The organism is Flavobacterium sp. RNTU_13 (assembly GCF_046614455.1).
Lineage (GTDB): Bacteria > Bacteroidota > Bacteroidia > Flavobacteriales > Flavobacteriaceae > Flavobacterium.
The window spans coordinates 618876-645759 of record NZ_JBKJHB010000001.1 but is presented as its reverse complement, the minus strand read 5'-3'; the positions used below and the strand labels follow the sequence as shown (position 1 = coordinate 645759).

10 protein-coding genes are annotated in these 26884 nt (G+C 43.1%); 4 read left to right on the top strand and 6 right to left on the bottom strand.

All coding sequences use genetic code 11. The annotated features are described in order from the left end of the window. Positions 1-160 precede the first annotated feature (160 nt). A complete protein-coding gene (gene atpD, locus ACLI08_RS02865; protein ID WP_411426946.1) occupies positions 161-1672 on the top strand; it encodes a F0F1 ATP synthase subunit beta in 1512 nt (503 codons plus the stop codon). Between the two features lie 85 nt (positions 1673-1757). Then, a complete protein-coding gene (locus tag ACLI08_RS02860) occupies positions 1758-2042 on the top strand; it encodes a F0F1 ATP synthase subunit epsilon (RefSeq protein ID WP_411426945.1) in 285 nt (94 codons plus the stop codon). 424 nt (positions 2043-2466) lie between these two features. On the opposite strand, the gene ACLI08_RS02855 is transcribed toward ACLI08_RS02860, so the two are convergent. Both ACLI08_RS02855 and ACLI08_RS02850 read right to left on the bottom strand, forming a co-directional pair. Continuing rightward, on the bottom strand, positions 2467-2700 hold the full coding sequence (locus ACLI08_RS02855) for a hypothetical protein (protein WP_411426944.1): 234 nt from the start codon (positions 2698-2700) through the stop codon (positions 2467-2469). Between the two features lie 143 nt (positions 2701-2843). Beyond that, positions 2844-3059 (bottom strand): hypothetical protein, encoded by a 216-nt coding sequence (locus ACLI08_RS02850; RefSeq protein ID WP_411426943.1) that lies wholly within the window; start codon positions 3057-3059, stop codon positions 2844-2846. A 190-nt stretch (positions 3060-3249) separates the two neighbouring features. Here ACLI08_RS02850 and ACLI08_RS02845 point away from each other — a divergent pair, with 190 nt between their 5' ends. Then, positions 3250-4371, top strand: a complete 1122-nt coding sequence (locus tag ACLI08_RS02845) for an acyltransferase family protein (protein ID WP_411426942.1) — start codon at positions 3250-3252, stop codon at positions 4369-4371. Positions 4372-4420: 49 nt separating this feature from the next. Beyond that, positions 4421-5584: a beta-ketoacyl synthase N-terminal-like domain-containing protein gene (locus tag ACLI08_RS02840; protein WP_411426941.1), complete on the top strand. Its 1164-nt coding sequence runs from the start codon at positions 4421-4423 to the stop codon at positions 5582-5584. Between the two features lie 339 nt (positions 5585-5923). Here the strand turns inward: ACLI08_RS02840 and ACLI08_RS02835 are convergent, their stop codons facing one another. From ACLI08_RS02835 to accC, 4 genes are all read right to left on the bottom strand, one after another. Beyond that, positions 5924-9340, bottom strand: coding sequence for a T9SS sorting signal type C domain-containing protein (locus ACLI08_RS02835; RefSeq protein WP_411426940.1), 3417 nt, complete (start codon positions 9338-9340; stop codon positions 5924-5926). 874 nt (positions 9341-10214) lie between these two features. Then, complete coding sequence (locus tag ACLI08_RS02830; RefSeq protein WP_411426939.1) at positions 10215-23234, bottom strand: fibronectin type III domain-containing protein; 13020 nt, start codon at positions 23232-23234, stop codon at positions 10215-10217. Positions 23235-23775: 541 nt separating this feature from the next. Next, positions 23776-25317 carry an acyl-CoA carboxylase subunit beta gene (locus tag ACLI08_RS02825; protein WP_411426938.1) on the bottom strand — a complete coding sequence of 514 codons (1542 nt, stop codon included), beginning with the start codon at positions 25315-25317 and terminating at the stop codon, positions 23776-23778. 8 nt (positions 25318-25325) lie between these two features. Then, positions 25326-26768, bottom strand: coding sequence for an acetyl-CoA carboxylase biotin carboxylase subunit (accC, locus tag ACLI08_RS02820; protein ID WP_411426937.1), 1443 nt, complete (start codon positions 26766-26768; stop codon positions 25326-25328). Positions 26769-26884 lie beyond the last annotated feature (116 nt).

Genomic DNA, 26884 nt, shown 5'->3' with positions numbered 1-26884 from the left:
TGAGCTCCTTTTTAAATCGGATTTTACTGAAATACGCATTTTTATTAAAAAAATCGCAATGTATATGTTGCATAATTCATATATAAAAAACTATCTTTGCAGCCGAGAAAAATGAGTTTTCTCGAAACTGATAAATAGCTGTTTAATAAATACATAAGCAATGTCTAAAGTAACAGGAAAAGTTGCACAGATTATCGGCCCGGTAGTAGATGTGGTGTTTGACTCACAGGCTGCTGCGCTACCTAAGATCTATGATTCATTAGAAATCATTAAAAACGATGGTTCAAAGCTTGTACTAGAGGTACAGTCTCACGTGGGGCAAGATACAGTACGTACTATATCTATGGACTCTACAGACGGCCTTAGCCGCGGACAGGAAGTAGTAGCAACCGGTGCTCCTATACAGGTGCCTATTGGCAGCGATATCTTCGGACGTTTGTTTAATGTAGTAGGTGATGCCATTGATGGTCTTGGCGATTTACCAAAAGAAGGTGCAAACGGTCTTCCTATTCACAGACCTGCGCCTCGTTTCGACGAACTTTCTACATCTTCTGAAGTACTTTTTACAGGTATCAAAGTAATCGACCTTATTGAGCCTTATGCAAAAGGTGGTAAAATTGGTCTTTTTGGTGGTGCCGGTGTAGGTAAAACAGTACTTATCCAGGAGCTTATTAATAACATTGCAAAAGGACACGGTGGTCTTTCTGTATTTGCCGGTGTAGGTGAGCGTACCCGTGAAGGTAACGACCTTATGCGTGAGATGCTTGAGTCTGGTATTATTAAATACGGCGACGACTTTATGCACTCTATGGAAAACGGCGGATGGGACCTGTCTAAAGTTGATAAAACCCTTATGAGGGAAAGTAAAGCTACCTTCGTGTTCGGTCAGATGAACGAACCACCGGGAGCACGTGCACGTGTGGCACTTTCGGGCCTTACCATTGCAGAGTATTTCCGTGATGGTGCCGGAGACGGACAAGGTAAAGACGTACTTTTCTTCGTAGATAACATATTCCGTTTTACACAAGCAGGTTCAGAGGTATCGGCGCTACTAGGCCGTATGCCATCTGCGGTAGGTTACCAGCCTACACTTGCTACTGAAATGGGTGCTATGCAAGAGCGTATTACATCTACTAAAAACGGATCTATTACATCGGTTCAGGCGGTATACGTACCTGCGGATGACTTAACTGACCCGGCTCCTGCTACAACATTTGCCCACCTTGATGCTACTACGGTGCTTAGCCGTAAAATTGCTGAGCTTGGTATTTACCCTGCGGTAGACCCACTGGATTCTACCTCTCGTATCCTTACTCCGCAAATTCTTGGTGATGACCACTACAATACTGCACAAAGGGTAAAAGAAATCCTTCAGAAATACAAGCAGCTGCAAGATATTATTGCCATCCTTGGTATGGAAGAACTTAGCGAGGAAGACAAACTCGTTGTAAGCCGTGCACGCCGCGTACAGCGTTTCCTTTCTCAGCCGTTCCACGTAGCTGAGCAGTTTACAGGTATACCTGGTGTACTTGTAGATATTAAAGATACCATCAAAGGCTTTAACATGATTATTGATGGTGAGCTGGATCATCTTCCGGAAGCTGCCTTTAACCTTAAAGGTAGTATAGAGGACGTGATTGAAGCAGGCCAGAAAATGTTAGCTGAAGCATAATAACGGTTTATTGTTTATGGTTTATGGTTTGTGGTTATGCCGCACAGCTATAAACCATAAACTACAAACTATAAACTAACAACGTATGTTATCATTAGAAATAGTATCACCGGAAGGGCATTTGTTTAAAGGAAACGTTACCTCTGTAACCGTACCTGGCATAAATGGCGAATTCCAGATGCTTAATAACCACGCCAACATAGTTTCTATACTGGCTAAGGGAAGCATCAAGATAGCGGTGGCTGATTATAAAACTGCTGATTTAGGAAGCCGTTTTGTAAAATCAGACAAAGACCAGAAGTTTCTGCTTGCTATAGAAAGCGGTACGCTGGAGCTAAAAGACAACAGGATTATTATATTGGTTGATTAATATCATCTATACTCAATAAAGAACCCTCTACAGCAATGCAGAGGGTTTTTTTTGTGGCATGTGATTTTGAATTGTAATAAAAAATCCCGGTAGTTTCCGGGATTTTGGTTTTTAAAAACAGGTTTTGTAAAATATTATTGGGGTACTTTGCTTTCATCAAAAAACAGCCACCGACTCAGTAGTATCAGTGGCTGTGGTGTTTTACCCAAGTGCCGGTTCCGGGTTCTTAATAAATTGGTCTGTATCGGTTTGTTAAGTCAGGTACCGGCTAAAATACATTCAAATACGAATTATTCACTACCTGTTGCAAAAGTATCAGGGTGACCCGAAATAAAATTAGGGTTTTACCTATATTGAAACAGGTAAAACCCTAAATGTATATGTTGTTTGGGTTACAATTTTGTTGCAGCCCTATAAGCATTTACTATGCACTTTGAGTTTTCTCTTTGCGCCTAAAAGCTTTTATAGCTTCTGCAAGTAACAACCCTCCGAATATAAGCATACACATAACCCCTACGCTTTTTAAAAGTATAGCATTTGGTGTGTGCGGCATTTCGGCAATGTGGAATGTAATATAATATCCGAGCGCAACCAAAACCAATGCCGGAAGCGCGTAGTTTGGTCGCACTATACGTGTTTCGTTTTCATACTGTTTCATGGCAACTTATTTTTGGTTAAACATTTATACAACGAAATTATGCTATATAAACGCAGCTGCACACAAAATTTGTACTAATTCTACGTTAATGTTTTGTGAATTTTTTTAGCAATTTTTTGCTATCTATAGTCGGTATTTTGTAATTATAGCCTGCTAAACAGTCGTTTTATGCCAAATATCGTTGCAGTGCCGAATACAATCATGTTTCCAATGCCCAGCATTTTTAGCAGTAATACATTTGGAGTGCCGGGTTGTTCGGCAATGTGAAAGGCTATATAGTAACCTAATCCGGACAATAGTATAGCCGGAAGCGTGTAATTAGGACGCACAACGCGTGTTTTGTCTTCGGGCGTATTCATATTTATGGTTTTTAGTGTCTACTAAATTAACAAAAAATTATAAATTATTTTAATATTTAGTGAAATAGTTGTGGTGTGTTTTTATTTTTGACTAAAACACCCTATAAATTATCATATTTTGGAGATGTGCAACGTATGCATTGGTGTAAGAGATAGTTTCTCTATTTTTAGAAAATCCAAAAAACATCTTATGAAATATCTAAATCCGGAGGTTGCTGTAAGGGCAGATAAGCCTCATTATGCCGTGCTAGACGCGCTGCGGGGCACAGCAGCAATACTTGTTGTTATCTTCCATATTTTTGAGCCTCATTCGTCCGGGCACCAGGACCAGATTATAAATCACGGCTACTTGGCGGTTGATTTTTTCTTTTTGCTCTCTGGTTTTGTAATCAGCTATGCGTATGATGACAGGTGGTGTACTATGAACGTAATGCAGTTCCTGAAAAGACGGGTTTTACGGTTACAGCCTTTAGTAGTTTTGGGCATGCTTATAGGTGCGCTGCTATTTTATTTTCAGACTTGCCCATGGATGCCTGCCGTAGCAGATACTCCGGTATGGAAGGTAATTGTAGCGTTTCTACTGGGATGTTTTCTAATTCCTTTGTCGCCTGGTACTGAGATAAGGGGCTGGGGCGAAATGCACCCATTAAACGGCCCCGGATGGTCATTATTTTACGAATATGTGGCGAACATACTATATGCTCTTGTAGGGCGCAGGCTTTCTGATAGATGGCTGGCTTTTTTTGTAGCAATATTTGGTACCGCACTAATTTACCTCGCTGTCTTTGGTAAAACAGGCGATGTAGTAGGGGGGTGGGAACTTTCTTTATCCGGAATTCACATAGGCCTTACACGCGTAATGTTCCCATTTTTTGCGGGTATTTTACTGCATAGGGCTGCGCGACTACAGTGCTTTAAAAACGCGTTTTTTTATAGTGCTGTGTTGCTTATTGTGGCTTTGTGTATGCCGCGACTGGGCGGAACAGGCCGGCTATGGATTAACGGTATATACGAAAGTTTTTGCATTATAGTCGTTTTTCCTTTTATAGTGCTTTTAGGCGCAGGCGGAACTGTTAGTGGGGCAGGTTTAAAAATCAGTAAATTTTTAGGGGATATATCCTATCCTTTGTACATAACACATTATCCGTTTATATATACCTATACGGCCTATGTTTCTAATAACAAAAAGCCTGCTTTTTCAGAGGCTTGGCCTTATATGCTGCTTACTTTTGTAGTAAGTATAGTGGTGGCTTTATTGTCACTTTACTGTTATGACGTTCCGGTAAGAAAATGGCTTAACAAACGATTTTAGTATTTTAAAAGCATTAGTACCCGTATCTTTGTAAAAATTTTTAATTGGTATGGGTACCGATGTTATTTCTGTTGTTGCTATTGGTTCATTTTCGCCGCTTGGCGATAATCCATCGGATGTGTGGGCACAATACCAATCCGGGAAAACGCTGTTAACCGAGCTTACAGCTATAGATTCTAAAACGTTTGGTGGTGTGCTCCCTGTCGCGCTTTCAGAAAAAGCCGAACGCCTTAAAAAGAGCAATCCTCATTATAAAAATCTCGATAAATCTGTTTTGTATGCCATATTGGCTTCCCGCTCAGCTATTGCACAATCTGGTTGGGACAATGCACTTAACGTAGGTGTAAACATTGGCTCCAGCCGTGGTGCTACTGATTTATTTGAGCAGTATCACAGCGAGTTTCTTGAAACCGGTAAAGCTGCAGTGCAGGCTTCGCCGGGCACTACGCTGGGTAACATAGCCAGCTGGGTAGCGCAGGATATTAAAAGCTCTGGTCCTGAGATCTCACATTCCATTACCTGTAGTACGGCACTTCACGCCGTGTTAAACGGCGTAGCCTGGCTAAAGAGCGGTATGGCACAGCGGTTTTTGGTAGGAGGTAGCGAGGCGCCCCTTACCGGGTTTACCATAGCCCAAATGCGCGCCATGAAAATTTACAGTTATATTACTAATGAGTTTCCGTGCCGCGCCCTTGATTTAGAAAAAGAATTAAATACCATGGTGCTGGGTGAAGGCGCTGCTGTAGCGTGCCTGGAATCTGGTTATAAAGAAAATGCTCTTGCATATATAAGAGGTGTAGGGTATGCCACAGAGGTTATATCTCACGGTGCATCGTTGTCTGCTAATGGAGATTGCCTGCAAACAAGCATGAGAATGGCTTTAGGAGCGATTTCTGCAACAGATATAGATGCGGTGGTAATGCATGCGCCAGGAACGGTAAAAGGTGATTTAGCGGAATATAATGCGGTTAAAGCTATATTTGGCAATAACATTCCCCTGCTTACCACCAACAAATGGAAAATAGGGCACACCTTTGGTGCCAGTGGTATGCTTAGCCTTGAGATGGCTGCTTATATGCTACAGCATAATACGTTTATCCCTTCGCCTTTTTATGAGGCTGTGCAAAATAGGGAGCTTAAAAATATTTTAATTAATGCTGTGGGCTTTGGTGGTAATGCCGTTAGCATTCTTATAAGTAAAACTCCGCAGTAATTTTTCTACAGGGTTCTATAAAATGATAAAGGACACCTAAGTGTCCTTTATCGTGCATCCAACTAAAAAAATTACTAAAATATTATAATGACATTGCCTTATCATTATAAAGCCTGTGCAGTTTAGTTTTTAAAACAAGCCCCGGAGGTAAAAGCCGCCGGGGCTAGCATCCAACTAAAAAATTACTAAACATTGTGGAAAATGGGAAAAAAATTCCACAATATGCCGTAAGCTGTTACTGCTATATTATTACTAAGTGAAAGATCTTTTATATCTAAAAGGCCGGGGTGTTACCCCCGCCCTTTTATCCAACTAAAAATTACTAAACCATTATGATGATTAGTTCATCATAATTTTCTTTGATACAGCTTGTCCGTTTTCAAGAGTCATGTTAACCACTACTACCTGATGGTCTGCATTGATAGCGCCTGATGCAAATTCTGTGTTGTTTACTTTAGCATTGCTGTACAGTGTACGGCCAAGCATGTCGTAGATAACCACAGCCTTGATTTGAGTAGGAGCCAGGGCTTTTATTTCGTTGTTGTTGTTGTAAACTTTTACTTCTTTAACGTCTGCTACCGGAGTAGATGTACCAAGTGAAGCGTTTTCTGCTTTGTAAACTACTGTAAACCTGTCGTTAAATGTACCAGCTTCTGTAGTAAATGTGTAGTCGTAAGTTGTAATATCTCTTACTATACCTTCTACGTTATCCACAAGGTATGCTTTTTGTCCGTTTGCAAAAACACCTGTTACATCATCTGTGTGTATAGTGTATGTTCCTGCAGCTGTAGCGTTATAGCCTAGGTAGTACCTGTCTTCTACGTTAAATGAACCGCGAGTCTGGATACCAAAGTTTGTTGAAACACCTTCTTTAACATGAACTGTGTAAAGGTTTATACCGTCTGTTCCTATGTTTTCGCTGTCATATCCTTCTTCAATATCTGTAGTTGTTACAGGGTTGTAGGCGATAAGTGTTTGGCTGAACTGAGGATCTGTGTCACCGTTAGAGATGTTTAACCAAAGCCTGTCTACACCGTCGTTGCTTAAGGTTACTACCTGGCCGGCATCTGCAGCTGTAGTCCTGAAGAAAGCGTTGCTGTGGTTTTGCAAACGCATATCGTTTCTGAATATTACTTCTTTGCTTGCGTCTTTAGCTTTTACAATAAAGCCCTGAGCAGTGTTAAGAGAACCTTTAGCATCTATAGCAAATGGATTTTGTATTACTATGTTACCACTTGTGTCAGTTCCGCCCGGAGCACTGTTAGCAATGTAGCCCGATAGGTTACATGTAGAGTAGCTTGTCTGCGTTTTATCGTTTGTTTTTCTCCATAACCATATTGTACCAGTTATAGCGTCGCTGTTTGCGTTAAGGAAATCGCTGATGCTTATTGGAGAAGCGTATGGGTTTCCTATTGCGTTAAAGGCATGGTTAGCGTCTGTGTACGTTAGAGGTACCCTTACAGTCCCGTTAGTTGGTGTACCCTGGAATGAACCTGTAAAAGTTATCCTTGTAGTACCTTGGTAATATCCTGAGGCTGGGTTAGTGTCTGGCATACGGATAAGGAAACCTTTACCCAAAGAGAACTTAGTTGTAGTTTCATCTACTTTAGCATATAAACCTTGTGTACCGCTGTTAGTGTTGTATTGGTAAAAACGACCGGCCGAAGTAGCAGGAGAGAACTGCTTAAGAGTTTGGAAACCTGTAGTTCTGTTATCTACTACCGGAGAAGACCACATTGTGTAATCGTAACGTTTAAGTAGTCCGCTGTTGCGCTCTATGGTTACTGTACCGCTGTTTTGGTCTGTATCTACCTGGAAAAGTACTGTACCGCTCCTAAATGTAAGGCTACCGTTTGTTTGTACGTTTACGCTATGGTCTACATAAGCTGTACTTGTACCTGTAAATTCTACTGTTGCGCCGTTTAGAACATATATAGAACAGGCCGATAGTGTAGTGTTACCGCTCACCGTATAGTTTCCTGTAAAGATAACATCTTTGTTTATTGCAGGGCTTCCGTTACTCCAGCTTGTTCCGTTCCATGTTGTAGAAGATGAACAGTAGATACCTGTAGAACCGCTACCTGTAGGGAATGTTACTGTACCAAACTCATCTGCTCCTATAGCAGGTGTAGTAGTGCTGCGTACCTGGTTGTCTATATCTTTATTTACCGTTGAAATGTATGTTCCTGCTTTTAAAACATCGTTAGATGAAGCACTAGTTATATGTAGATCTGTAGCACTAGTAAAGGCAGGAAGGTAGCTTATAGAGTTAGCTTCTTTTCCAGAAAGTGTTTTCCATCCAGAAAGTGTTGTTTGATAATCTGGGTTGCCAAACCATGAAGCATTTGTACCTGCGTAACCTATTTTATCTGTAGAATAAACATCATTGTAATTAAGTGTAGATAGCTGGCTTGCCGCTCCGTCAATCAGTATGGCACACCTGCGTGTAAGCGTATTTGTTTGTGTGTTCACAAAAATGTTGTTTCTTACATCTACTCCGGTTGCACCCTTTACATATAGCGCTGCAGAGAAACCGTTTGTTGTGTTGTCATTACTTTGGTTAGTGTTCATGTAAACACTGTTGTGGTAAATTTTGTATCCGCCGCCAGATGCTATAGATATACCATGGCCGTTTAGGTAAGGAGATCCGTTGTTGTTACCAGATATCCCGGCGATAAAGTTGTTAGCTACCAGGATGTTACTTGAAGTAGCTGTAGAAGCAAGTACTACACCACCAAATGTATAGCTTTCTGTTACCGTTTTGGTAAAGGTTTTCATTTGGTTACGGGTAATGGTACCGTTTGTACTGTTTCCGCTTACGTAGATACCGGCAGAGATAAGAGCACCTGCAGTGGTATTTCTGTAAAGGTTATAGATAAAGTTTTCTGTATATGTAAAGTTGTCAACGTTGTTAAATGTTGCAGGGCAAATAATAGTTTCAGTTGTAGACGCACCAAGGTCGTTTGCTTTTACAACAGTATATGTTGTGCGTAGGTTAGCTGTATTACTACCGTTTATAACAACACCTTGTTTTACGTTGTCAAAGTCGTTGTTTATTATTGTAAGGTATTTGTTGTCAGCTTCTGCCGGATCCTGGTTAATGCTGTTTCCTGTATCATATTTACCAGCGTATATACCCGCACAATACGTGCTTCCGCTGTTTTTAACAGTCATTCTTATGTTAAGGTACTTAAAGGTGTTATAAGTAGCACCGTTAGTTCCGTTACTTGCTACCCATATAACCGAGCGGTGTATGTAGTCGATGTTATCACCATTAACAAGCTTTAGGTTTCTTGAGCTTCCGCCATCTGTGTTACTACCATCAAAAGTAACATAGTCGCTACCTTTTAGTATAAACAAAGCAGGTACGCCAGTGTAGCCGTTTATGTTGTTTGCTGTTATTGTTGTGTTTACGTTAGCAGCAGGTTTAAATGTTATGGTATTTGTCGCTGATGCACCACTAACAGCATTAATAACGATAGGGAACGTTTCGCCGGTAGTGTTGTTATAGTTAGCGTCTTTAAACCTAAAGGTAACCGGTCCGGCAACACCTTGAGAGTTAAGTGCGTTTACGGCAGCAGTTATAGTTGTATAATTAGCGCCTGTAGCACCTATCGTGTACGTTCCGCTTAGTCCTGCAACAGGAGCTGCAGTAGTTTTATTAACGATAGTTTTAGGGGCAGTACCATTGTTGCGGCTAGTTCCAGAAAAGGCAATAACTGGAGATAGCAATAGTAAAAATAATGCTTTTTTCATTTTAGTAATTATTTAAATTTTAGGTAGTTAAGGGGGGCTTAACTATTTTTTGGTTGCGGGGGCAAATGTACTAAGAATTTTTATTACTGAAAATTTTTTATCAATTTTTTTAGTATTGATTATCAGTAAGTTTCAGATGAAGTGCTTTTTTTTACGACAAACTACATCTTTTAGATCTTTTTTAAAGGCCGGAATTATAACGCCTTTGTACCTACGTATTTGCCTATTGGCGGTATTCTGTGTGTTTTTTTACTATTGAAATCATTTTTTAGTATTTATTTTTTAGTTTGATGCGATGCTGGATGTAAAAAACTGTTCTGTTATTATTACATTACAAATGTACGCTGCATTTCGTCGCGTTTTTTGTGGATTTCGTCGGACAGGTATATAAGGGGGGCAAGTCCACGTAAAGTGTCGACGAATTGCAATAAGTATAGACGAACGGTTGTTAAATAATGTTCGATGAAGCAAAGTTATGCCGTTGGGCGGTGTTTTTTTGCATTTTGTCTATAGACAAATTATAGACTGTTTTAACAAAATTTACGTGTAAAGTATTGGTAATGAGTTGTTGCGTTAATGGAGTATGGATTGTCTATATTTCGGTTACTGTTTTTGGTGGCATTAGTAGCTATAGTCGAATGATTAAACTGGTGCTTTGGTTCGGTTATTTCAATGAGCTCTTTTGTTCTGCATTTTTTATTTGTTGCCATAAATACCTGGCGCGTTTTTAGAGATGTATTGTGATGCTTGAGAAGGAAGATGGCTAATATGCGTTGCTACTTGTGTGCTGGTTGCCGTATAAATAAAAAGGGGGCTGTCTCACAACTGAGACAGCCCCGCTTCTTATTTTGGGATTAAATGCTTATAGCAACCGTTAGTAGATGATTCGTTTGCTTACTTTACCTTTTACAGTGTCTATTTCTACAATTAATACTTGCTGTTCTGCAGTAAGGTTTGTTATAGCGGTTTGCGTATTGTTTATATCGCTTACGCTGTAAATTTTCCTTCCGCGGATATCATAAACAGTAATTCCGTTCATAATAGTGCTGCCGGTATTAATTTGTATAGTAGTACCTTCTTTGTATACTACAACATTGTCTGGGTTTATAGTAGGGTCATTTGTTCCAAGAGCTTCTGTAGTGTACAGAACTTCAAAACGGTTGTCAAATGTTCCTGCTTCAGTAGCAAATGTATAGCTGTTGTTGCTTAGGTTACGCACTACACCTTCTACGTTATCGCGAAGATATATTGTTTGACCGTTTGCAAAAACACCATCTACATGGTCCATAGATAGAGTGTAAGTGCCTGCTGCCGGAGCAAAGAAACCTACTGGTACTATATCTGTGTTGTTAAACTGTGGCCTTGCCTGTACAGCAAGTGCCTTAGACTCGGCAATAGAGTACACTGCTAATGTGTTTGCATCTGTAAACTTCTCACCGTCGTATCCGTAATCCATGCCAAGGGTACCTTGGTTCATGTATGCAATTGCGGTTTGGCTTGCCATTCCGTTAGCGGCAGTCATGTTAATCCACATACGCGAATTAGTATCGGCCTGCTGCCTGAAGAAAGACTGAGATGTTCCAGGGGTAGGTCTACGCATAGCATTTGTAAATGTTAGTGTAGGGTTACCTGAAGTTGCATTTGTTTTAACAATGAATCCTTGTGCCGGTGCAATTAACCAGTTGTTAGATCCTGTTGACTGATCGTACACGTAGAATGAACTGTTTTCAGATCCTCCGCCTGTTGCAGGGTTTGCTGTGTAGGCTGCAAGGGTAAGCGTTGCATAAGACGTGTTGTCGCCGTTGTTTTTCTTTCTCCATAGATAAATACCTGAAGAGGCGTTTATAGATGAACTGTTTGCCGCAAAGAAGGCAGCCAGGTTTATTGGAGAAGGATATGGGTTACCCACAGAGTTAAATCCGTTTCCGGCTGTAGACAATGTATAGTTTACAGTACCGTTGTTTGGCGCACCTGTAAAGGTACCCGCAAAGCTTACCGGAGTTGCACCTGTGTAGTATCCTGATACTAACGGATAGTTGTCTGGCATACGGATTAGGTAACCTCTTGCCGGAGCAAATGAGTTATCTGCAGCCGTTACACGCGCATACTGGTCTGTAACAGGGTTATACGTATAGAAACGTGTAGATACTGTGGCAGGGGAGAAGGCCGCAAGGTTTTGTCCCGTTACCGGAGATGACCACATGGTATAGTCATTTCTGTAAAGTAAGCTACCGTTTTTAGTAAACACTATGTTACCGCTGTTAGGGTTAACTACTGTACCTGCACCTTGTATTAGCGCACCGTTATTTTGTACGGTTAGCGTTGCAGATGGATTTACGGCAAGTATATTATCTACACTTAGCGTTGCTCCCGTTTGTACAGTAAGTGTTGCGTTTGCACTCAGCGTAAGGTTGTGTGCAAGAGCTGTATTACCTGTAGTAATCACCGGAAGTGTTGTTACAGCCGGTATAATAACATCTACTGCTGTTGTAGGTATTGTGTTACCACACCAGTTAGCAGGGTTTGCCCAGTCGCTACTTACAGCACCAGTCCATGAGCTTAATAGTGTTACCACTATGGCAGTACGTGCACTTTCGCAACCATTTACTGTTTGAGAAGCGTAGTACGTAGCTGGCGTTAGCGCTGTTGTGCCTGCAAGTGGAGATCCTCCTGTTGCAGCACTATACCACTGTATGTTACTTCCTGTAGCTACAAGGTTTGCCACTGTAGCACCTGCACAGAACTGCTGGTCTGCTGCGCTTGGAGCGCTAGACGCGTTTACAGTAACTGTAACGTTAGCAGTGCTTGTACAACCAGATGTAGTTGTTGCTGTAGCAGTATACGTGGTGTTTGCAGTAGGCTTAGCGTAAACGGTAGCCCTTGCATCGCCGGTATAAGCAATTGTACCTGCTGCATCTGTATAAAGCGCTGTTGTAGGCGTCCATGTTATAGGTGCTTGTGTAGTACCGCTTACATTAACGTTATCTACTAGCCAGAAATAACCGTAATTGCTTACGAAATTAAACCTGATCCTTAAGTTAGCCTGACCCAGGTACTGTGAAGGTAGCGTAATAGAAGCATTTGTTGTCGCTGTACTAGTACCTGCAGTAGCTGTGTAAGCTTGTAGTGTAGCCCATGAGCTACCACCGTTTGTAGAAATTTCTACATTGGCAGTGTCTCCTGTTGAGTACCTTAAATAGTGCTCAAATGTTAGCGTTGCAGCAGTATATCCTACCGTACTGAATGTTGGAGATGCAAGCGTAGTGTTTGTAGTACTACCGCTTCCTCCAATGTCTGAGTTACTTATTGCAAACTTACCTCCGTTTGTTGTAGAGAAGTTTGTGAAATAACTGGCGTACGTGTAAGGAACTGTTTGGTATACCCAGTTTGTTGAGGCGGCACCAGTTCCTGCAATACTCCAGGTAGGAGCATTAGAGTTAAAGTTCTCAGTAAGTATTGTAGTACTGTGAGAACCACCCGTTGCTGTAAGTGTAGCTGTAGCGCTACCGGTATTACAAAGTGCAGCCGGTGTAGCTACGCTCACTGCGGTAGGCAACGGATTTACAGTAATAGTAAACGTTACTGCAGTTCCAGTACAGCCATTTGCCTTAGGCGTTATTGTTACCGTTGCGTTAGCTTGAGTGCTCACAGCAGTAAACGATGGAATGCTTGTAATGTTAGTTTGGTTTGCTAAACCTACAGCGGCTCCGCCTGTAATATCAAACGTAACACCGCTTGGCGTTCCGGTTAGTGTTATGGCGCTTACTGTAGCACCTGCACATACATTTACATTAGATGGTGCGGTTACAGTAGGTGTAGGGTTAACTAATACCGTAGCCACATTACTTGTTAGTGCGCTACCGCATGATGGTGTTACAACAACGTCATAGTCTCCGCTTTGTGCAGGAGTTGCTCCTGTTACAGTGTATGTGTTTGTGGTTGCACCTACAATGTTGTTACCGCCTTTTCTCCACTGGTATGTTACACCAGGGCCAGTAGCAGCAACAGTTAATGTAAAGTTACCACCTTGGCATAGCGTTGTACTGGCTACAGGTTGCGTAGTTATGGTTGCGCCACTTGTAGTAGTTACACTTACGTTAGATGTGTTAGAACATCCGTTAGGAGCAGTTGCAGTTACATAATAAGTAGTATTTGCACTTACTGTAGCTACAGGGTTCTTAATATTAGAAGTAAATCCTGCCGGTACAGATGTCCATGCATAGGTTAGTGCAGGAGCATTACCAGGGCTAAACCTGTATACAGTGCCTGTAGCAGGCTTAGTGTTTAAGTTAGTAGTGTTTGTGCTACTGCTTACTGCAGGTGTGCTAATGCTCGTTAGGGCAAGGTAGCTTCCTGATCCGTTACCGGTAGGTGCGCCTAGTCCTATAGAGGCAGATCCACTGCTTATGCTTCCGCTTTCTGTACGGTAAGTAAACTCTATGTTGTTTGTTCCTTCATAAAGTTTTACCTGGAAGCTTATTACCGGCGTGGTGGCTAAATAGCCCCATAGCCAGTTTCTCCACTCTACAGTAAGTACCCTGTTTGGTGCTGAACCTGTTAGCTCATATCCGGCATAAGAACCAGCCGTTGCGCTACCGGCGTGGTCATCCCATAACGGTGCTATTATTGGCCTCGCATTTGCGTTAGCAGTACTTAAGTTGTTGCCAGAAATAGTTGATGTCTGAGCAGTATTTAGTGTAATGAAACCATCTGAAGTCATTTTAAACTGGGTGTAGTTGTTTCCACCATAGTTAAATGTAAATCCGATAGGTAACGTGGCACTAATAGCAAGATCTGCCAGTACTGGAACCGAAGTAGCATTGCTGCTTACCGGGGTATACGTACCCGTAGTACTTGTAAACTGGTATGAGGTTATAGCTGGCGTAGTAAATGCAACGGCAGCATTTGCGTCTAGTTGTACTGTACCTCCGGCACATACTTCTGATACAGCTGCAATTGCAGCCACAGTAGGCGCGTTGTTTACAGTTACAGTTACTGTAGAAGTAGCTGTACAGCCAAATTCGTTTGTACCGGTAACGGTATACGTTGTTGTAGCTGTAGGTGAAGCGGTAACGCTTGCGCCTGTTGTAGCGCTAAGACCTGTAGCCGGAGACCAACTGTAAGTTGATGCACCGCTTGCACTTAGTGTTACTGCTGTACCTCCTGGTGTACAGTAAGTAGAAGAGCTTGCTGAAGCAGTTACAGATGGCTGAGATACAGTTAATGTAACTACGCTGCTTACTGTATCGTCACATGGCGATGCAGAGTCAATCACAGCGCGGAAGTAGTATACTCCCGCTGCAGTTGTAGCAGTTGTAGACACTGTAAGCGCATTGTTAGTATTGCCTGTGTAGCTGATGCCTGCAGGGGTAGCGTTTGTTACGTTTGCCCATCCTGTTGTTCCATTAGCTGAGTATTGCCACTGGATGGCTTCTGTACCAGAACGTACAATAGTAAAGGTTTTAGAACCGGCAGTACCAAAGCATGTGCCTTGCGAAGTAGCCTGAGTTGTTATTACAGCTGGGCTGTTAACAGTTAGGATAGCTGCGCTAGATGTTGCAGTAGTAGCAGTTGCATCTGTTATAATTACATGATATTGATAACCGTTATAAGCGGTAGTAATACCTGTAACAGAAAGTGTAGATGCTGTTTCACCTGTTAAATCAGTCCATCCGCTTCCGGTATTTACCTGCCACTGGTAAGTAAGGCCTGTACCTGTAGCTGTAACGCTAAATGAAGCAGTTGTAGATGTAGAACAGATGGTAGCATTTTCTGGTTGTGAAGTAATACCTATGTCGCTTATAATTAGCGATGCCGGGTTAGATGTTACAGCACTGCATGGTGCAGTTCCGCTTACACTAACTCTATATTGGTATCCGTTCATAGCCGTAGTTACGTTACTTAAAGTAAGCGTAGCTGTTGCTGTACCGGCGTAGGTGGTATCGTCAGCAATGTTAGTCCATCCGCTGCCGGTATTTACCTGCCATTGGTAAGCAAGGTTAGATCCTGTAGCATTTACGGTATAAGTAGCCGAAGAACCTGCGGTTACCGTTTGGTTGCCGCTTGCAGATGTAATTGCAGGGGCTACATATACGTTTATGCTTGTTGTTTTAGATGCGCTACAGCCATTAGCTGTTACAGTATAAGTAATGGTTACTGCTCCTTGTGCAATACCGGTTACCACACCTGTAGTACCATCTACAGTGGCAATGGCAGTGTTAGAAGAAGACCATAAACCGCCTGTTGTAGCGCTGTCAAGATCTAATGTGGCACTTGTACACATGTTTCCTGTGGTATTGCCGGTAATATCGGCTACGGCAGGAGAGTTGTTTGTTACTGCTACACTTGTTGTAGCTGTACATCCGTTTGAAGCGGTTGCAGTAACTACGTATGTAGTATTAGCTGTTATCGTTGCTACCGGGTTTTGGTCAGTTGAAGTAAAGCCTGCAGGGATTGATGTCCATGCGTAGCTAAGCGTTGGCTGAACCGGTGTAAACGTATATTTAGTTCCTAATGTAGGTTGTAAAGCATTATTGTTATTAGCTGTGCCTACTGCAGCTGTATTAGAGCTTATTGTTACACTCTGGAAGTTAGTTGTACCAGTACCACGTATACCCACAGAAGCGCTTGATGTTGCACTACCCATTGTTCCGTATCGGAAATCAATAGCGTTTGTGCTTTCATAAAGCCAAATCTGGAACTTGCTCGATGGTGTTCCTGTTGTATTACGAGGAATAGTAACAAACCACTCTATTTTACATATACGGTTAGGAGCGGTTCCGGTAACTACATATTTAATGTATCCACCGTTTGCTGCGTCTCCTAAGGCAAGGTCATCCCAGTAAGGAGCGATTTTTACAGGGTTTGTTGTAGATGTAAAGTCGTTATTGTACTGCGCTGCAGCTGTGGCGCTGCCAAGGGTAATAAAACCATCTGGAGAGGCAGAGAATTGGGTATAGTCTACTCCGTTATAGTTAAATGTAAACCCTATGTTAGAAGCTGCGTACGGGTCATCGTCGTTATCTGCAACACCTATCGTTGTTGCGCTGCTCATGTCCTCAAGCGTAGCTCCGGTAGAGGCTGCAAAACCATAAGTACTTACGTTACCTGTAGTAAAGGCAACTGCACCTACTGCTGATAATGTTACAGTTTGTCCTGAACAAACTCCTGCTGCAGAAGCAGAAGCTGTTACGCTTGGCGCAGCATTTACAGTTACAGTAACGGTAGCGGTGTTTACACAACCATTAGCGTCTGTACCTGTTACAGTATAGGTTGTTGTAGCAGATGGCGTAGCAATTACGCTTGCACCTGTTGTAGCGCTTAGACCTGCAGCAGGAGACCATACATAGGTAGAACCTCCGGTTGCTGTAAGTGTTACGCCTGTGCCTGGGGTACAGTAGCTGCTGCTGCTTGCAGTAGCAGTTATAGTAGCACTGTACACAGAAAGCGTTGCAGTGTTTGTAGTAACATCGCCACAAGGACTTGTACCACCTATTACAGCGCGGTAGTAGTACGTAGCTATTGGTGTACTTGCACCAATGTTTACTGTTAGCGTGTTTGAAGCACCACCGCTGTAGCTTACGCCTGCAGGAGGTGTAGCAACAAGATCTGACCAAGAAGTACCATTAGCAGAGTACTGCCATTGTATACCTGTAGCAGCGCCTGTATAAGCTACTGTAAAGGTTTTTGTTGATGTACTACCGAAACAAGCCGTTTGATTAGATGGCTGGCTTGTTACATTCAATACTTCATTTACAGTAAGGTTTACTTCGCTCGATGTAGCTGTAGTACTGTTGCTGTCTGTAATGATAACACGGTACTTATATCCGTTAAAAGCAGTTGTAATTCCGCTTAGGTTAAGTGTGGAAGAAGTTTGACCGCTTAGGTTAGTCCATGCACTTCCCGTGTTAACCTGCCACTGGTAGGTAAGACCTGTACCTGTAGCAGAAACGCTGTAAGAAGCAGTAGTTGTTGTAGAACAAAGCGTTACATCTGTCGGTTGCGATGTGATGCCTATTGTGCTTATAAACAATGAAGCAGGATTAGACGTTGCTTGTCCGCAAGGTGCGTTACCCGAAACGATAACCCTGTATTGGTTATTATTCATGGTATTTACTAAGTTGCTTATGGTAAGCGCACTTGTAGTAGCTCCACTGTATGTAGCGTCGTTAGTAATGTTGTTCCATCCGCTGCCCGTGTTTATTTGCCACTGATAGCCTGTAATATCGCCAGAGGCAGTTACTGTATAAGTAGCAGTAGCGCCTTCGGTAAGGGTTTGGTTACCACTCGCCGAAACAATTGATGGAGGTGTTATTACTGTTAAAGCCTGGTTGCGTGTTGTAGAACATCCGTTAGTTGTTACAGTATATGATATAGTAACAATACCTGGTGCTACACCCGTTACCACACCGGTAGAAGCATTAACTGTTGCCACAGCATCGTTAGATGTAGTCCAAACACCACCTGTTGTAGCGTTGCTCAGTGTAAGCGGTGTGCCTAAACATACAGATCCTCCCTCGCCTCCGGTAATAGCCGGTACGGTAGGGTTTGTAGTTATAGTAAAGTTAGTACTGCTGGTTGCAGTATTGCTAGGGGTTACTACAGTTATAGCTCCTGCGGTTAAGCCTGCCGGAGTTACAGCGTTAATCGTAGTATTGTTTGCTACGGTGTAAGATGCAGCGTTAACGCCGTTAAATTTAACCGAAGTAGCGCCATTAAGGTTTACACCTGTAATAGTAACATTTGTTCCACCTGCAGAACATACTGAACTTGGTGTAAATGATGTTATGCTACTTGGAGTTTTAACAAGGCTGAAGTCATCAAATCCAAGGTATTCAGGAGAAAAGCTCGTAGTTGTTGTCCTTATACCAAAGTAGTATACGCCACTTGTAGCAGGAACAAATGTCCTGGTTACTAATGTGTATCCGGATGTTGTAGTAGTTGAAGAAGTTACGAACGCTGCGCCAAGCTGAGTCGCTCCGGTAGAACTCTGAGAAGTATTAGAATATACTTCACCAGCCCATCCTGTCAAGCCATCACCAGCCCAATAGTAACTAAAGGTATAGCTCTCGCCGGCGTTTAGTTGGAATCCAGGTGTCCAAAGGTACGCTGAATTAATATTTGAACCCTGCCAGTAAAGGGTTACATAGTTTGGCGTACTTCTAGGGTCATTGTAGGTGTTAGATGCCGCGTTTGAAGTGTTGTAATTCTCTGTTCCTGTCGCTATAGCTGACCAGCAGGTAGGTAGCACATTTGTACCTATAGCTGCCATGCTGTCAAAGTTTTCAGTCCAAGGCAGAGACGTTACAGGGTTACAAAGTGTAGTAAATGTTCTTCCTGTTGTCCACTCGCTGTTGTCTGATACGCCACAGTTTGTACGCATATATATGGTATACGTAGTTGCTGCCTGTAGGCCAGATGCTGTTGCTGTAAGTGCAGGTGCAGTTACAGAACCGCTGGCAGCAAGGCCTGCGCTTCCGCTTCCGGCAGCTCCTGCTGAACGGATTTCATACTCATACGTTGCAGGAGTTCCTTGTGTAGGAGCAGTCCAGTTAAATGTAGCGCTTGTAGTGGTAGTGCTTGCTACTGTTACACCCGTAGGCTTGTAACATGTAGGTATAGTTTCCCACTTAAAGTCGTCTATGTAAATGTAGCCGTACTGTGCGTTGTTTACCATTCTTAGCGCGATTCTGTTGCCAGAGCCCGTGTAAGATGTAAATGGCACAGCATACTCAGTCATTGTTGTAGTAAGTGTTATGGTTTGCAGTACAGTAAATGTAGCGCTGCTGCCGTAACCGGTTAGTACACCAACTTCTAAGTTTACATCTGTTAATGTATTAGCGGCGTTAAAACGCACCTGGCGAGAACCGCCCGTAAGGTTGCTGATTAGTGGGGTAACAAGCATTATTTCGTCGCTTGTTCCAGATCCGGCATTGTATAACCTCGCAGCGTTAGGGCTTGTGCTTACAACGCTTGTGTTAGTTACCACAGTAGCCAGCGTACTTACCGTAGCACCTCTTATTATTCTTGTCCAGCATGAAGGGAGTGCAGGAGCGGTAACGCCGTCAAAGTTTTCGTTTATGCTTGTAACTGGGTCACATAAAGTGCTAAAGGTGGTTCCGGCTGTCCACGTAGACTTGTCTGAAGTGCTACACACAGCACGTACCCACCAGTAGTAGGTTGTGTTGCCCGATAAAGATGTAATAGTAGCACTTACTGTTCCTGCGCTTACGCTACCGGTTGCAGTAGTTGCAGCGGTAGGTGCAGTGTTTGTAGTGCTTACATAGTACTCATATCCACTTGCAGGCGTACTTACAGATGCTGTCCAGCTTACCGAAGCACTATTGTTTGTTACTGCTCCAGTAATTGGTGAAGTAGCAGCTTCACACGTAGGAGTTGGCTCAACAATAAAGTTGTCAAAAGCAAGGTCATAGTCACCGCTTGTACGGTTACCGGTAATACGGATTTTTACAATCTCACCTTCATATGCACTTAGCGAATAGGTGTTTGTATGCCATGCGGCAGTACCGTCGTTATTTACCGTTGCAAGTGTAGTGTAGCTGTTTCCGTAGTTAGTAGAAATCTCTATTACAAAATTACCAGAATCAGCTGCAGGAGCATCATAAGGACTTGAGAAGTTAGTCGTTTTCCAGTCAAACTTTAAACGGTCATTACTTCCTAGTGGGCCTATATTTATAGTGCTGAAGTTACCGCTAGGTGTTGTACCATATATGTTTTTATAGATACTGTTACCAGGGTTGCCTGTTGCACCACGTGCAGATCCTATTGTAAACCCTGAATTAGACCATCCCGTAGGTAACGTTGTGGTGGTAAAACCTTCTGTCCATGTTACCGGCGCAACAGCTTGCGTGGTAAATGCACCCGATGAAGACCATGCAGATATATCGGCTCCGCTACATACAGATCTTAACCAGAAGTAGTAAGTGGTGTTTTGGTTAAGCGATGTAAATACAGTATTTGTAGTACCAGCTGCAACTGTACCTGTAGCGCCTGTGGCAGCAGTAGGTGCAGTATTTGTGGTGCTTATATAGTATTCATATCCGTTAGCCGGCGCAGGCGATGGCGCAGTCCAGCTTACTGCAGCGGTACTTTCAGACACTACGCCTACTGTAATATCTGTAGGAGCAGCACATGCAGGGGTAGGCTCTATAACAAAGTTATCAAAAGCTAAATCGTAGTCGCCGCTAGTCCAGTTGCCTGTAAACCTTAGTTTTACATTTTGTCCTGCATAAGCTGAAAGCGATAATACGTTGTTGCGCCATGTGGATGTACCATCGTTATTGAAAGTAGCCAGTGTTGTATAGCTGCTTCCGTAGTTGGTAGAAATTTCTACTACAATGTTTCCAGAACCTGCTGCCGGAGCACCATACGGACTCGAAAAGTTTGACGTTTTCCAGTCAAACTTCAGTCGGTCGTTACTGCCCAGAGGACCAATGTTTATTGTTGTAAAACTGGCAGTAGTTGTGCTGGAAAACAGGTTTTTGTAGATGTTATTACCGGGGTTGCCCGTAACACCACGCGCAGAACCAATAGTCCACGTGCCTGTATTAACCCATCCTGCGGGCAGCGTAGTTGTTGTAAAACCTTCCGTCCATGTAACCGGTGTAACTAATTGTGTTGTAAAGTTACCTGTTGCGGTGGTACCACAACTTCCGTTAGAGCTTGTCAAACGGTAGTAGTAGATAGTGTTAGCTGTAAGACCACTTATAACGTACGCACTTGTAACGTTGTTATATGTGTTTAGGAGTGTTGCGTAACCAGAATCGCTATACAATTGTAGTGTATAGGTAATGGCAGCGGCACCACCACCCGTAGCAGATGCAGTCCAGCTTACAGAAGCACTGTTATTAGTAGTGCTGGCAGCAAGCGCAGTTGGAGCAGCAGCACACGTAACCGCATTTGCTGTTACAGATGTAGCCGAATATTTAGGCCCTGCTAAACATGTTCCTGAATTATAGCTGTAAACAAACACATAGTAATTAGTGTTTGATGTTAACGAACTTATAGTATAAGATGTAGCAGTACCTGCATATCCTACGGTACCTCCGCCAAGTGCAGTACCCGCAGAGTAAGCAGTTCCGTCTACCGGCCCTGCGCTTAGCGTAGCCGAAGTACTATAAACAACAAGATACCCCGTAGGGGCAGTGGCAGGTGCAGTGATTGTTCCTGCTATGCTGGTTGCTGTAGTGCTGGCTGTAGTTATAGCTGTTGCCGTAGCGGCGCTTGGCGTGGTACATGGCACAGCAGGGATACCATCAAATTCGTCGGCACCTATATCCGGAGCAGTGGCGCCGCCGTTTACAGAACCCGAAGGCCCTGGCCTTGCGTCTCCGTCATAGTCTACAGATACGCCTGTAGCAGCCAACGATGCGCCACCTGATTCCAAGATTGTACTGGTACCTGCCGGAATATGAAGATCTGTTGCCGACGTAAACGTAACGTTAGTGCTGTAAGAATTTCCATCTTTAGATGTAGCAGATTGCCATGCTGCAAGATTAGTTCTGTTTCCAGCATTGTAATAGCCTATACTACCACTTGGAATATAGTAATTGTTGTTATTTACTGCAGCAGATGAAATACTTGATGTGGTTGCCACATAAAGACCAAGAGCGTTAGTACTGTTAACAGTATTTATAAGGATGTTGTTTCTAAAAGAAGATAACGTACCGCTAGACAAGTAAATCAGGTTAGATGCCGGATTAGTTGTTGAGCCGGTAGGGTTAGCTACTAAGAACGCTATAGTGTTATTATCTACGTTGTAGCCTGTAACACCTGCATTAAACCATATACCATAGTTTATATATGATGCAGTATTAGAAGTACTGTAGTTACTTGCGGTTATGTCTCGGATTATATTATTTTGAATATAACCCAAAGTATTGTTTGTAGCTGAGTTTATGTAAATACCTGTACCTGCCCATCCACTCGTAGTAGGCTGGTTAACATTATGAATGTTATTTCTCCTAATTATAACACCATAGTTTGTTGAGTTTACTTCTACACCCGTTACAATTGCACCGTATCCGGTGGTACCATTGTCACCAGCGCGAATATCATTTTTTTCAATGATTGCGCTTCCTCCTGATGTAGATGTTGCCGTGAAAGAGACATATACACCTCGTGCTCCAATGTTATCTGAAGATGTAGCGCTTCCTAGAGTATTTCCAGTTATTTGAAGCCCAGTATTGGGATACGTTGCGCTTACACCTGCTGCATATATACCATTGTAACACCTTGTAATAAGGTTGTTTTGTATTACAGTGTTGATGCTTGAATACGACCCTAGGTTTGCACTGATGTTTCCAGTGCTGTTTGCGAATACAATCCCATAGTTTGTACTAGTACTGGTAGCAGAGCTGCGTGCCCCTACAATTATACAGTTTTTAATGGTAATGTTATCTGCGCCATCAGTTCCCGTAGTTGAGTTAGACGATAACCTTATTACTGCCGGGCCATTTGCTCCGGTAGAAGTACTACATTGTATTGTAAGGTCTCTGGAAGTAGTGCCGTTAGCACTACCATCTATTGTTACATTGTCAGCACCAACAAACTCTAATATACCCCTGTTGTTAGTAGGAGTAGCTGCAGAACTAATTACGATGCCTGCACTGCCTGGTTTAATGAGGATGCTGGTGTACGATGACGGAGCCGCGCTTTTTAGCAGTTGTACTGCCGTGGCGGGTTCTGTCGTGTTTGCTGTAACTGTGATTACAATGTTTCCGGTGTGTGTGCCAGCGTTAATTGCCGTAAAGGCAGCATTAACTGTGGCATAACTACCGGTAGTCGTTCCTCCTGTAGCGCTAACGCTTACCTGCGCTAAGGCAGGCACCAGGCAGAAGAGTAAAAATGCTACTGTGAGCACAAACCGTTTCATGAGATTATTATGCCATCCGGGGCCGGATCGCATACTAAACTCACGTTCTGGTGATGCAGACCGTTGATAGTCTGCTTGCCGTGTGTAATTTTCCATCATCTTTTTTCTGTTAGATTTACAAAAATATCGAATTAACATAAAAATAACACAAACGCATTTATTTTTAGTTTTTTATAACACTTAAAGCTAACTGTTGATATTTTTATCAATGAAACCAATTTTATTTGTAATAAAATTGAATAAAATACAATTTTTAACATAATTGTTTTGGTTTATTATTGTTAAATAGACGCTATAACTACCATATTTTCGTTAGTAAAACAACGAAATAGTTATATTTTGTTTATTTATCGTTAATAAAACATTTAATTATCAAATACTCCCATAATGACTTTTGTAATACCTTAACTTTTATTTATGATGGTTCACATCTGTTTTGTGATATTTATGATTTCATTAAGAAAAATAAGATGGCTATGCCCATAAAAAAACCACCCTGCGTACAAGGTGGTTCTTAGGGTTCAGAAAACTAAAGTTTGGGTTAAAGCGGAATATTTCCGTGTTTTCTTTTAGGTGTGTCTACTTGTTTATGTTCCAGTATGCTGAATGCTTTAAGTAGTTTTCGCCTTGTGTGTTTTGGTTCTATAACTTCATCTATAAACCCGCGTTGTGCAGCCGTGTACGGGTTGGCAAATTTATCCGCATACTCAGCCTCTTTTTCCAACAGTTTTGCAGCAGGGTCTTCGGCTTCGCTAATCTCTTTCTTAAAAATAATTTCGCTGGCTCCCTTAGCACCCATTACGGCAATCTCGGCACTTGGCCATGCGTAGTTAAAATCGGCCCCTATATGCTTACTGTTCATAACGTCGTACGCGCCGCCGTATGCCTTACGGGTAATTACCGTAACACGTGGCACGGTAGCCTCGCTAAGCGCATAAAGCAACTTGGCGCCGTGGGTTATAATACCGTTCCATTCCTGGTTAGTACCCGGCAGGAAACCCGGTACATCTACCAGTACTAAAAGCGGAATATTAAAGCAATCGCAAAAACGCACAAACCGCGCTGATTTAATACTGCTGTTTACATCAAGCACCCCGGCTAGGTACGCGGGCTGGTTTGCTACTATGCCTATACTGCGGCCGCCCAGGCGGGCAAAGCCTACAATAATATTTTCGGCATACGCCTTATGTATCTCAAAAAACGAATTCTCATCTATAATACCCTGAATCACCTTATGCATATCATACGGCTTATTGGCATTATCCGGGATAATGTCGCTTAATACATCGCGAATTTCATCGTCGGGGGTAAAAGGTAGAGCCGGAGCTTTTTCTGTATTGTTTTGCGGCAGGTAGCTCAGCAGGGTTTTTATATCTTCCAGGCACTGCACATCGTTAGCCGATGTTACGTGTGCCACACCGCTCTTGGTACTGTGGGTACTGGCGCCGCCCAGTTCTTCGCTGGTTACGGTTTCGTTTGTTACGGTTTTTACCACGTTTGGCCCGGTAACAAACATGTAACTGGTGTTTTCTACCATCATGGTAAAATCAGTCATGGCAGGCGAATATACCGCACCCCCCGCACACGGACCCATAATGGCGCTTATTTGCGGAATCACACCGCTGCTTTGTACATTCTTAAAAAATATGTCGGCATAACCGCCCAGCGAACGAACGCCTTCCTGTATACGGGCGCCACCGCTGTCGTTAAGTCCTATCATGGGTGTGCCGGTACGCAGTGCCATATCCATGACCTTGCATATTTTTTCGGCATGGGTTTCAGAAAGCGCACCGCCAAACACGGTAAAGTCTTGTGCAAACACATACACCGCCCTGCCGTTTATAGTGCCGTACCCGGTAACTACACCGTCGCCGTAATAGGTTTCTTTTTCCAGCCCGAAATCAGTGCTGCGGTGGGTAACCAGCATGCCTATTTCTTCAAACGAGCCTTCGTCGAGCAGGTACTCCACGCGTTCGCGTGCGGTAAGTTTTTTCTTGGCGTGCTGGTTAGCTACACGTTTTTCGCCACCACCCAGTTTTGCCTGGGCTATTTTATCGTTTAATAACTGTATCTTATTTTCCATATCGGATATTAGCTAATGGGTAGTCGTAATACTTTTTGGTCTTCAAGGTAGTGCTTCAGTGCTATGTACGCGGCAATCTCGGCTTCGGTATCCAGCTTTGCCTTTAACGATTCGGCATCGTAATATTTCTTTACAAAATGCGTATCAAAGTTACCCGAACGAAATGCCTCGTGCTCCATAACAAACGTACCAAACGGAAGGGTAGTGGCTACACCTTCTACCTTATACTGGTCTATGGCTTCTATCATGCGCTGTATGGCTTCGTCGCGGTTTTTACCGTAGGTAATAAGCTTACTCAGCATGGGGTCATAATATATAGGTACATCCATGCCTTGTTCAAAGCCGTTGTCTACACGTATACCGTCGCCCACAGGGATCTGGTACACTTCCAGTTTACCCACGTTTGGCGAAAAGTCGGTCAGCGGATCTTCGGCGTATACGCGCAGTTCCATAGCATGGCCCAGTATTTTTAGGTCGGCTTGTTTTATAGGGAGTTCCTCGCCGCGTGCCACACGTATTTGCAGCTCTACCAAATCAAGCCCTGTAATAAGTTCGGTTACCGGGTGCTCTACCTGAAGGCGGGTGTTCATTTCAAGGAAATAGAAATTCAGGTTTTCATCCAATAAAAACTCAACCGTACCTGCGCCAAGATAATTACACGCCTGTGCCACCTTAACGGCAGCCTGACCCATAGCCTCTCGAATCTCTGGTGTAAGTACAGATGATGGTGCTTCCTCTACCACCTTTTGGTGGCGGCGCTGTACACTACATTCACGTTCAAAAAGGTGCAGGGTGTTGCCATGGCTGTCTGCCATAACCTGAACCTCTATATGGCGGGGCGAACCCACGTATTTTTCTATAAACACGCTACCATCGCCAAAGGCCGAAACCGCCTCGCTTATGGCACGATCCATTTGCGATTCAAATTCTTCTTCGTTCTGAACAATACGCATGCCCTTACCGCCACCGCCGGCACTGGCCTTAATAAGTATCGGGAAACCTATTTCCTTACTTATGGCTTTGGCTTCGGCTACATCGGTAATGGCTTTGTCTACGCCCGGCACCATAGGTATGTTGTATGCCTTAACGGCATCCTTAGCGCCCAGCTTACTGCCCATAACGCGTATGGCATCAGGGCGCGGACCTATAAAGGTAATGCCCGCTGCGGTAACCGCTTCGGCAAAGTTGGCGTTTTCACTTAAAAAGCCGTAACCGGGGTGAATGGCGTCGGCACCGGTAGTTTGTGCGGCGCCTATTATTTTATCCATAACCAGGTAACTCTGGCTGCTGGGTGCTTCTCCTATATATATGGCCTCGTCGGCAAATTTTACATGGGGGGCATTACGGTCTGCGGCACTGTAAACGGCTACTGTTTTTATGCCCATTTTTTTTGCGGTTTTCATTACCCTTATGGCAATTTCCCCACGATTGGCTACAAGTATTTTTTTCATACTGATATTTTTTCTTTGGCCACTAATTTTACTAATGTTCACAAATTAGGTTTGTGGTTATCAGTAGTGGAAATTGCGGCGAAAGCGTTTACTCAAATTTTAGTGTCAACTCATTT

What these genes read in the sequence shown, in the direction of transcription:
- atpD (WP_411426946.1), top strand. Translation starts at nt 161, where the DNA reads ATGTCTAAAGTAACAGGAAAAGTTGCACAGATTATCGGCCCGGTAGTA.
- ACLI08_RS02860 (WP_411426945.1), top strand. Translation starts at nt 1,758, where the DNA reads ATGTTATCATTAGAAATAGTATCACCGGAAGGGCATTTGTTTAAAGGA.
- ACLI08_RS02855 (WP_411426944.1), bottom strand. Translation starts at nt 2,700, where the DNA reads ATGAAACAGTATGAAAACGAAACACGTATAGTGCGACCAAACTACGCG.
- ACLI08_RS02850 (WP_411426943.1), bottom strand. Translation starts at nt 3,059, where the DNA reads ATGAATACGCCCGAAGACAAAACACGCGTTGTGCGTCCTAATTACACG.
- ACLI08_RS02845 (WP_411426942.1), top strand. Translation starts at nt 3,250, where the DNA reads ATGAAATATCTAAATCCGGAGGTTGCTGTAAGGGCAGATAAGCCTCAT.
- ACLI08_RS02840 (WP_411426941.1), top strand. Translation starts at nt 4,421, where the DNA reads ATGGGTACCGATGTTATTTCTGTTGTTGCTATTGGTTCATTTTCGCCG.
- ACLI08_RS02835 (WP_411426940.1), bottom strand. Translation starts at nt 9,340, where the DNA reads ATGAAAAAAGCATTATTTTTACTATTGCTATCTCCAGTTATTGCCTTT.
- ACLI08_RS02830 (WP_411426939.1), bottom strand. Translation starts at nt 23,234, where the DNA reads ATGAAACGGTTTGTGCTCACAGTAGCATTTTTACTCTTCTGCCTGGTG.
- ACLI08_RS02825 (WP_411426938.1), bottom strand. Translation starts at nt 25,317, where the DNA reads ATGGAAAATAAGATACAGTTATTAAACGATAAAATAGCCCAGGCAAAA.
- accC (WP_411426937.1), bottom strand. Translation starts at nt 26,768, where the DNA reads ATGAAAAAAATACTTGTAGCCAATCGTGGGGAAATTGCCATAAGGGTA.